Here is a 9213-nt window from a genome sequence, read left to right as displayed (position 1 = left end):
CCGTACATCAGCGAGGAAATACGCCATGAAAATCGAATTGCCTGAATCAATCGCCAGCTACCTTGCCGCCGAAAAAAATACCGACATCGAGATATTGGAGCGCTGCTTTACCAAAGACGCCTTTGTGCGCGACGAAGGCCAGACGTACAACGGGCTGGAGGCCATCAAAGCCTGGAAGCAAGCGTCGCAGGCCAAGTATCAATACAGCATCGAGCCATTGAGTAGCTCGCAGAAAGGACAGATTGTGACGTTGCTTGCCCGGCTTACCGGGAACTTCCCTGGTAGCCCGATCGAGCTCACCTACACCGTTGAACTTGCCGACGACAAGATCGCATCCCTGGAGATTCACTGATGAGCATGGCTCTGGAACTTGAAGGCCGTCGCGCGTTGGTCACCGGCGGAACCAAGGGTATTGGTGAAGCCGTCGTCTTTCGCTTGCGCGAGGCTGGTGCAAAAATCCTGACTGCTGCGCGTTCACGTCCCGAGCACATTCCCGAGGACATCTTCGTCGCGGCGGACATCACCACCTCAGAGGGTTGTACCAGCGTCGTTGATGCCGTCCATGAGCGTCTCGGCGGGCTCGATATCATCGTCCATGTCGCTGGCGGCTCATCGGCTCCAGCGGGTGGCTATGAGGTGCTCGACGATCAGCAATGGCAACGGGCCCTGGACCTGAACCTGTTCCCTGCAGTTCGCCTCGACCGAGCACTGTTGCCCATGCTGCTCGAGCAAGGTTCGGGTGTCATCGTGCATGTCACCTCTATCCAGTGCCAACTGCCGCTACCTGAATCCACTCTGGCGTACGCTGCCGCCAAGGCTGCGCTTTCGAACTACAGTAAGGGTCTTTCCAAAGAGGTCAGTCCCAAGGGCGTTCGCGTGGTCAGGGTTTCACCGGGATGGGTGGAGACGAAGGCTTCAGTCGCCTTTGTAGAGGAAATCGCGAGGCAGAACGACACCGATTATGAGGGTGGCCGCCAAATAGTGATGGGCTCACTGGGAGGCATCCCGATCGGACGCCCCGCCAGACCAAGGGAAGTCGCAGATCTCATCGCATTCCTCGTCTCGCCGCTTGCGAGCGCCATCACTGGCACTGAATATGTGATCGATGGTGGGACGGTTCCCACAGTGTGACGCATTCCTTTATCAGCATGAAGAGTGGCTGTGAGCGTGACCCGTACTAGCTTATTGCCGCTCTTATGAGTGAAAGGCAACGCTTGAAAATGAAAAAAGTAAGTGAGCCTCCTATTGCCTGAGCGTCCGCACTGGGTCACACGCTGCACTTCGCGACAGGCAAAAACCGGCCAGAAGCGCGCATTCAGGCCATGGAAAATAAATCTGTCCCGTTATTAGTCCCGTTATTACTGTTCCGGCAATCGCGTTAACTACTTTTTTGACTTGTTAACCACTGTGATTTACAGTGCAAAAAACAGGTTAACAGGGTGGCGCGGAATGCCGGTTTTACGGGATGACATCAGACTTTATCTCGAGTCGTCTTTAGGTGTGGATGCGCAGATGAGGCCAGCCTCCGATCTCAAGGTGCCTCACTACATCAAGGATGCATACAAACTCGTCAATCTGGTTCTTTTGGTCGGTGGCAAGAACAAGCAGTCCAAGCTTTCGATGGTCCTGCTACTGCCGATTGATGGCGAGTATCCGGGCGCAGTGACCCTTGGAAAGCATATCGCCCAGGTACAAAAATACACGGACAACGTGGTTGTGTACGTGTGCCAGTCACTCTCCGTACCGGAGCGGCGCAGCCTCATCGCCAACCACATCAACTTCATCCAGCCTGGATATCAGCTGTTCATTCCCGAACTGGCGATGGACTTGCGGGAGGGCGTCCGCACGCGCCGCAATGAACGGGAAGTGTCCGCCCTGCTCCCCGCTGCACAAGCGATGGTCTTGGCTCGCCTGTATGAGGGTTGGGACAGCGATAAAGTCTTCACGTCCAACACCATCATGGGCGAGTTCAAGTACAGCCGCGTCACCCTTGCCAAAGTGATCGATCAGCTGCTGAAACTGCGCATCATCCATCCTGCTCAAAGCCGTGGATTCCAAAAGTTCTATTCGTTCGGTGCGCCTCCACCCGACCTTTTCAAAAAAACTCGCCACCTTATGCGTTCTCCCGTTAAACGGAAGGTCGCGATCGACCGTGTGCTTCACGCACACAACGGAGTCTTTCTCGCCGGCGAGACTGCGCTGGCCATATGCACGATGTTGGCAGGTCCCGCTCAACCAGTATTTGGCATGACCAAAAAGCAATTCGACACCATGGTCAAAGAGAAACAATTCAAGGAGACCGACGAGGTTGACGAGATCCTGGCATGGGTGGAGATATGGGCTTATCGCAGCCTTGCGGAAGATAAAAACATCGCAGATGAAGCGTCGCTGCTTCTGAGCTTGGAAGACAGCCCGGACGAACGTGTCCAGCAGGCTTTAGATGACCTTAAGGAGGGAATTTCGTTTTTGAAATCAGATGGTTAGACGTTTTCGCGCAACATTTTAGTGAGTTTCGTGACCAGTATGTCTTGATCGGCGGTGTCGCCTCCTGGCTTACGATGGATGAGGCCGGCCAATCGTTCCGCGCCACCAAGGACCTCGATATCGTGCTGGTCATCGAAGCGCTCAACCCTCAATTTGTGGGGGCCTTTTGGGATTTCGTACGGGCGGGAGGGTACGCGATCCGGCAGGTTGGCGACATTGACGGTAAGCGGCCGGTGTTCTACCGGTTCCAGAACCCGGAAAATGAAGCCTACCCCGCCCAGCTCGAATTGTTCTCGCGAGCACCCGACGGCATTGAGCACCCGGCAGATGCAACGCTGACCCCCATTCCTACGGATGAATCAGTATCTAGTTTGTCCGCCATCTTGCTTGATGACCCCTACTACCACTTCCTCCTTGAGGGGCGTCACAGTAACGAACAACTGACCTTCATCGGCGCCGATCGGTTGATTCCGCTCAAGGCGCACGCATGGCTCGATTTGTCAGCGCGAAAGGAGGCTGGTGAACAGGTCGACAGCAAGAACATCAGAAAGCATCGGAATGATGTACTGCTGCTGAGCGGCCAATTGACTGATGACCCCATCGGGCTTCCAGAAAGCATCCAGACCGACATGCGAGCGTTTTTGGAGCGCCTGGCGAAGGAGGAGATTGATCTCAACGCCCTAAAGCTGAAAGGCACCCTGGAGAGCTTCATAGAGCGCCTGACGTTGAACTTCGGTTTGTAGATGCCAAGCCAGTAGCAAAACACCCGGAAGCTCCACCAGCCCCGCTGGCAAGCTGCGGGGCCAAACCGCAGATGGACACCCGTTGGCGTCCACGTACTGAAAAAGGAAAATGCATGGCCAGCAATACTGAACTCAACGATCGCGACCACGAGAATATGGATGCATTCCTCCGTGAGTGATTCTTGAGTGGCTTGGTACAAGCCCATAATTCACACCCAGCCAATGCCATCTCAAGGCCTGGGATTTTTCATTGCATCAGTGGCAATCAGCGTAACCGTACGGGCAACACACCTTCCTGACACAGTCGCTTGAGGCGATGGTGTCCACCTAATTGATGGTGTCCACCTAATTTAAGTGGACAGCATTTTTAGCCTTTTTAAGCGGACGCCTATGCCACAAGAACGACGTTCCTATTCTAAGTCCTTCAACGCCCAGGTTATTCAAGAGTGTGCCCAGCCCGGCGCTTCAATTGCCAGGCTAGCGCTCAGCCATACCAGGCAATCGAAAGCCCGCGCCGTAAAGTGCAGATAAGTGAAATGTAGCGCGGATGTACCGCAATGAGAGCCTGGATGAGTTACGGCGGGATCCCGGAGACGAAATCATCTCTCCCTAACTGCGAAATTGCACTCTACTTGACCACCCGCTTGCATTCGACCTGACCAGTCATTTGCATTCGTTCTGACCACCGATTGCATCGGATTTGACCAGCACGCTTTGTAACCATGATCGGCAGAAAGCAGCCCATCGGCAGCTCGGGGATCGCTTGGGAGTCTTCAAAATGATGCCGTAACAATGGCATCTCTCGCTAATAACCAACGTTGACACGTTCTCGCCCATAAAACCCCTCCTGGCAAGCGAGATAAATAGCTAGCTATTTGTTAACGAAAGTCTGAAGTATTCATTTGAACTTTCAGATTCTTTCTGTGCGCGGCCTGTGTCTAACATCGACTCCACAACGAACCAGGCGCTTGGCAGCCTGGCGCCGTCGAAGTGCTTTTGCAGCAGGCCCTGGGATTTTTGAGGATCACCGATGAAGCTGGAAATTTTCCGCACGCTGTGGGGCTATACCGCCAGCAAGGCTCAGGCGCTCGAGGAGTTGCTGCACGCGGGCTTTGACGGCATGGAAGCACGCCTGCCACTGGACGCCCGTGAACGGGCCGAGTTCGGTGCTTTTCTCCAGGCCAATCGCCTGGGCTATATCAGCACAGTCTTCACCGCGTACGACGTGCTGCCGGACCAGTCGGCAACGCCTGCCGTTCACCTCAATGACCTCGACCAGAAACTCGCCTGGGCTGCCGAACTCGGCCCACGCTTCGTCAACGTGCTGGCGGGCAATGACCGCTGGTCCTTGCCACAACAAGTGGAATTTTTTGGCCTGGCGCTGGATCTGGCGCGCAAGCACGGCCAGGTCTGCAGCTTTGAAACCCACCGCTCGCGTTCGCTGTTCAACCCTTGGGTGACCCTGGAGTTGATCCGCCAACTGCCCGACTTGTTGTTCACCAGTGACATCAGCCATTGGGTCGTGACTTGCGAGCGCCTGTTGAATGATCCGGCCGATGATCTGAGCGCTTTCATCGAGCGGGTTCACCATATCCAGGCCCGGGTCGGTTATGACCAGGGACCGCAGGTTCCGCACCCGGCGGCTCCCGAATATGCAAGGGAACTGGCCTTCCATCAGCAGCACTGGGAAAGCATCTGGTGCTCGCAGCAAGCCCGCGGTTACCAGGTCAGCACCCTGACCCCGGAATTCGGCGCCGATGGCTACCTGCATCATTTGCCCTTCACCAATGTCCCGGTCGCCGACCTGTGGTCATTGAACGTGTGGATGGGCCAGACCGAGCGCGAACACTTCGAGCGTTTCAGCCACTCAAGCCATCCTTAGGGAGCCGATGCGTCATGCCTGACAACAAAAACAACAGCGCCAGCACTGACACACACAAAGCCAACTTCAACAGCATTCCGGTGGTCAACATCGCCGGTCTGTTCAGCATTGAACTGGAACACCGCCTGGCCGTGGCCGAACAATTGGGGCGCGCCGCCAGCGAGGTCGGGTTCCTCTATATCACCGATCACGGCATCGACCCGCAACTGATCGCCAACCTGCGCCAGGCTGCCAAGGACTTTTTCGACCAGCCCCTGGACGCCAAGATGCGTCACTACATCGGCACCTCACAAACCCACAAGGGCTTTGTACCCGAAGGCGAAGAGGTCTATTCCAAAGGCAAGCCGGACCACAAGGAAGCCTTCGACGTCGGCTTCGAAGTCCCGGCCGATGACCCGCTGGTGCTGGCCAACACCCCGTTGCTGGGGCCCAACGACTGGCCGCAGCTGTCAGGTTTCAAGGCATCGGTACAGGCCTACTATGCAGCCATCTTCGCCTTGGGCCGGCGCCTGTTCAGCGGCTTCGCCCTGACCCTGGGCCTGGAAGAAAACTATTTCGACAGCCTGGTCACCCGTCCGCCGTCCAAGCTGCGCCTGATCCACTACCCCTTCGACGGTGCCGCTCATGACGCACCGGGTCTTGGCGCTCATACTGATTACGAGTGCTTCACCATCCTTTTGGCCGACAAACCGGGCCTCGAGGTGATGAACAATCTTGGCCAATGGATCGATGCACCACCGATGGCCGATGCCTTTGTCGTCAACATCGGCGACATGCTGGAAGTGATGACGGCAGGCGCTTTCGTTGCCACTGCGCACCGGGTGCGCAGCGTGAAGGAGGAGCGCTATTCCTTTCCGCTGTTTTATGCCTGCGACTATCACACCCAGATCAAGCCGCTGCCCGGGTTCGCCCAGGCAGGCAACGACTACGAAGAGATCACGATCGGCGAACACATGTATGGCCAGGCGCTGCAGACCTATCAGTATCTGCGCCAGAGGGTGGCCAACGGGGAAGTTCAACTGCCAGGCAAGGCACGCAAGCCCGCCAGTTTCGGACATTTGAAAAATCAGGCGCAACCGTCCTGATTGAAATTTTCAGCTACCCCCCTACCTACGCCGGAGTCATTAAATAATGAAAAACAATAAAACAACCCTTTTGAGCCTGGCTGTATTGGCAGCCGGCATGTTCGGTGCCTCGGTGAGCATGGCCGCGGCAGACACGTTCAAGGTCGGCATGGAAATCACCTACCCTCCTTTCGAGTCCTACGACAAGGACAAGAACGTGGTGGGCTCGGACCCCGAGCTGGCAACGGAGTTGGCCAAGCACATGAACGCCAAGGTGGAGTTCGTCGACACCAAGTTCCCGAGCCTGATCCTCGGCCTGAACTCCGGCAAGTACGATGCAATCATCTCCGGCATGTACATCACACCGGAGCGCCAGACTCAGGCCCAGACCATCGCTTATGCCAATACTGGGGCCGCCGTCATGGTGCCCAAGGGCAGCGAGATCAATGCGAAAAAACCTGAAGACCTGTGCGGCTTGAAACTGGGCCTGGAACAGGGCACGACCTGGGTCAAGGAATTCCGGAAGCTGTCCGATGAATACTGTGTGCCGAACAACAAAGGCGCGATCACCGTCAGCGAATACCCCTCGGCACCCGAAGTGACCCAGGCGCTGTTGTCCAAAAACATTCAGGCCCAGGTCGAAATCGCCGGCGCGGCAAAAATGATCGCGGAAAAGACCAATGGCCGGGTCGTGATCACCACCGAACATCCGATTTATCAGCAAACCCTGGGCATCTTCGTCAAGAAAGGTAATGACGAAACCTTCCTGGCCATGCAAAAAGCCTTCGAGGAGAGCAAAAAGAGCGGTGAATACGCCGCGTTCCTCAAGAAATATGGTTTGGAAGAACCGACTGCCAATTAAGAACCTGCCCTTGTAGTCTGGTCATCTGCCTCCCCTGTACCGGGGCGGCAGATCGAGGTGCCCCATGCAATTCGATTGGTCGTATTTCTTCTCCCTGTTCTCCCTGCCGGACTTCTGGAATGCCTGCGTCACGGTGGTCCAGCTCAGTGCCCTGGCCTGGTTCATCGGCATGCTGCTGGGTTTTTTCCTGGCTACGGCCAAGCTGTCCCAATCGCCCTTGCTGCGCATTCCCGCAGCGGTCTACATCTGGTTCTTCCGCAGCATCCCGTTGCTGGTGCTGGTGGTGTTCGTCTACAACCTGCCGCAATTGTTTCCCGGTAGCGGATCGATTCTGTCCAACCCCTTCTACGCAGGCCTGCTGGCCCTGGTAGTCACCGAAGCTGCGTACATGGCGGAAATCCATCGTGGCGGCCTGATCTCCGTGGCCAAGGGCCAGAAAGAAGCCGGGCGCGCGCTGGGTGTCGGCCTGTTGGGCATGCAACGCCTGATCGTGATCCCCCAGGCTTTCCGTATTTCGCTCCCGACCCTGATCAATGAATACATCACGGTGGTCAAGCTGACATCGCTGGTCTCGGTCATTTCCCTGACCGAAATCCTCACCGTCGGCCAACGCCTCTATGCCACCAACTTCCTGGTCATGGAAACCCTGGCGGCGGTAGGCGTCTACTACGTGTTGATCGTCACCGTGTTCGGCTATTTCCTGCAGCGCCTGGAGCGCTACCTGGACCTGAACTTCCGCAAGCCGCACACGCTGGACGAGGCCACCATCGCCAGGTTCAAGGCCAGTGCCGAAGCGTTGCCCGACACTGCGCGCAAGGCAGCGGGCAACAACGCGGCGCCCATCCTGCAACTGAAGAACATCCAGAAGAGCTATGGCACGCACAAGGTGCTGCTGGGTATCGACCTGAATGTCGAATACGGCCAGGTGGTCTCGATCATCGGGCCATCCGGCTCCGGCAAGACGTCGCTGATCCGCACGGTCAACGGCCTGGAAACCATAGATACCGGCGACATTCTGTTGTTCGGCGAAAAATTCATCGAGGCTTCGGACAAACCCAACGGCTCCCGCCTGCGCAAAGGCGTGCGGCACATCGGCATGGTGTTCCAGAACTTCAACCTGTTCCCGCACCGCACCATTCTCGACAACGTCACCCTGGCACCGCGTTACCACGGCCAGCCGGGCGAGCTGAGTGAACATCGTGCCTATGCGCTACTGGACAAGGTCGGCCTGCTGGCCCATGCCCACAAGTACCCGCACCAGCTCTCCGGCGGGCAGCAACAGCGCGTGGCGATCGCTCGAGCCCTGGCGATGGAGCCGCAGATCATGCTGTTCGACGAGCCGACCTCGGCCCTCGACCCGGAACTGGTCAACGACGTGCTGAACGTGATCCGCGACCTGGCGAAAGAAGGCATGACCATGCTGATCGTGACCCACGAAATGGACTTTGCCATGTCGATATCCGACCGGGTCGTGTTCATGGAGAACGGTAATATCCAACTGGATGCCGCACCGCAAACCATACGATGCGATGCCGAAGGGGAACGCGTGCGGCGCTTCATGGGCATCAGTACTCGATCGCCGAACCTGTCTGCAACGCTGGATCATGCGTGAACAGGCAAGCACTTTCTTCGAACTTCCTTCTTTCAGGAAAACGTACATGGATCTGGGAATAGCAGGATGCTGGGCACTGGTATGCGCCGCCAGCAAAGGTCTGGGCAAAGCCTGTGCGCAGGCACTCGTTAACGAAGGCGTGAACGTGGTGATCACCGCACGCGGCGAAGAGACGCTGAATGAAACAGCCCGTCAGCTCAGGGCGATCAATCCTGAGGTGACGGTCATCGCCGTCGCCGGAGACATTTCGACGCCCGAGGGTCGGGCGGCAGCGCTCACGGCCCATGGGCATTTCGATATCCTGATCAACAACGCAGGGGGCCCTCCCCCCGGGGATTTCCGCGAATGGAATCGCGACGCCTGGCTCAAGGCGCTGGACGCCAACATGCTGACCCCTATCGAGCTGATCAAGGCAACGGTAGACGGTATGGCGGCACGCGGATTTGGCCGGATCATCAACATCACGTCGAGTGCCGTGAAGTCCCCTATCGATAGCCTGGGTCTGTCCAATGGTGCGCGCAGTGGTCTGACGGGGTTTATCGCAGGACTTGCCCGGCAGGAAAACA

The 9213-nt window shown here is 57.0% G+C and carries 9 protein-coding genes; all 9 read left to right on the top strand.

The genetic code is table 11. The annotated features are described in order from the left end of the window. Window positions 1–352 (top strand): nuclear transport factor 2 family protein (locus AC1DU9_RS28875; protein WP_477811184.1); only part of this gene is annotated, 352 nt, incomplete at its 5' end. Continuing rightward, entirely contained in the window at window positions 352–1131 is a 780-nt protein-coding gene (locus AC1DU9_RS28870) for an SDR family oxidoreductase (RefSeq protein WP_477811183.1), read from the top strand. The genes AC1DU9_RS28875 and AC1DU9_RS28870, both read left to right, overlap by 1 nt. A gap of 318 nt (window positions 1132–1449) precedes the next feature. Continuing rightward, window positions 1450–2484, top strand: coding sequence for a hypothetical protein (locus AC1DU9_RS28865; protein ID WP_477811182.1), 1035 nt, complete (start codon window positions 1450–1452; stop codon window positions 2482–2484). Window positions 2485–2528: 44 nt separating this feature from the next. Beyond that, on the top strand, window positions 2529–3227 hold the full coding sequence (locus AC1DU9_RS28860; RefSeq protein WP_477811181.1) for a hypothetical protein: 699 nt from the start codon (window positions 2529–2531) through the stop codon (window positions 3225–3227). Between the two features lie 1030 nt (window positions 3228–4257). Further along, window positions 4258–5109, top strand: a complete 852-nt coding sequence (locus AC1DU9_RS28855) for a sugar phosphate isomerase/epimerase family protein (RefSeq protein ID WP_477811180.1) — start codon at window positions 4258–4260, stop codon at window positions 5107–5109. A 14-nt stretch (window positions 5110–5123) separates the two neighbouring features. Continuing rightward, window positions 5124–6194 (top strand): isopenicillin N synthase family dioxygenase, encoded by a 1071-nt coding sequence (locus AC1DU9_RS28850; RefSeq protein WP_477811179.1) that lies wholly within the window; start codon window positions 5124–5126, stop codon window positions 6192–6194. Window positions 6195–6240: 46 nt separating this feature from the next. Further along, window positions 6241–7035, top strand: a complete 795-nt coding sequence (locus AC1DU9_RS28845) for an ABC transporter substrate-binding protein (RefSeq protein WP_477811178.1) — start codon at window positions 6241–6243, stop codon at window positions 7033–7035. Between the two features lie 64 nt (window positions 7036–7099). Further along, a complete protein-coding gene (locus AC1DU9_RS28840) occupies window positions 7100–8647 on the top strand; it encodes an amino acid ABC transporter permease/ATP-binding protein (protein WP_477811177.1) in 1548 nt (515 codons plus the stop codon). 46 nt (window positions 8648–8693) lie between these two features. Beyond that, the coding region (locus AC1DU9_RS28835; RefSeq protein WP_477811176.1) for an SDR family NAD(P)-dependent oxidoreductase at window positions 8694–9213 on the top strand (520 nt) is incomplete at its 3' end.

It is taken from the genome of Pseudomonas sp. P4_C1 (assembly GCF_056402155.1).
The sequence above is the reverse complement of the archived record's forward strand: the minus strand, read 5'-3'. Positions and strand labels throughout refer to the sequence as shown.